The organism is Mesorhizobium sp. M7A.F.Ca.CA.002.09.1.1 (assembly GCF_003998555.1).
GTDB classification, from domain to species: Bacteria; Pseudomonadota; Alphaproteobacteria; order Rhizobiales; family Rhizobiaceae; genus Mesorhizobium; species Mesorhizobium ciceri.
Map to the genome: position 1 here is coordinate 1 of NZ_RZRR01001401.1, position 832 is coordinate 832.

At 66.2% G+C, this 832-nt stretch carries 1 protein-coding gene; it reads left to right on the forward strand.

The genetic code is table 11. From position 1 onward, the window contains the following. Positions 1 to 832 (forward strand): VCBS domain-containing protein (locus EN994_RS33535; protein ID WP_206530570.1); only part of this gene is annotated, 832 nt, incomplete at both ends.

Consider the following 832-nt stretch of genomic DNA (forward strand, 5'->3'; position numbering starts at 1 on the left):
AACGGCACCAACACCGTCAACAATGTCGAGACCTTCACCTACCAGGCCACCGACGCCAACGGCAACACGATCACCAACACCATCACCATCGACGTCGCCGACGACGTGCCGACGGCCCATGCCGACACCAACAGCGTTGTCGAGGGCGGGATCGTGCTCGGCAACGTGCTGAGCGACGGCACGGACGACGTGTTCGGCGCCGACGGTGCGGCGGCGGGCGGCGGCGTTGTCGGGGTCCGCGTTGCGGGCGGCGACACCACGACGGCGGTGACGACGGGCGTCAACACGGTGATCAACGGCAGCTTCGGCACGCTGACGCTGCAGGCCAATGGCAGCTACAGCTATGACGGCCTGCCCAACGTGGTTCCGCCGGCAGGCGCAACGGAGACCTTCGTCTACACCATCATGGACGGCGACGGCGACCTGTCGACGACGACCCTGACCATCAACCTGTCGGACAGCGGCCTTGCCGTCTCCAACGACGACCTGACGGTCAACGAGGCGGCGCTGCCGATCGGCAGCAACCCGTCGAGCACCGCCGAGACCATCGCCGGAACGGTCGCCGACAATGTATCGGGCGGCACCGGGCCCTACACCTACGCACTGGTGAGCAACGCCATCGGCGCGCACGGCACGCTGACCTTCAATGCCAACGGCACCTACAGCTACACGCTGACCTCGCCGGTCGACGGCGCCGACGCCAACAACGGCACCAACACCGTCAACAATGTCGAGACCTTCACCTACCAGGCCACCGACGCCAACGGCAACACGATCACCAACACCATCACCATCGACGTCACCGACGACGTGCCGACGGCCCATGCCGACA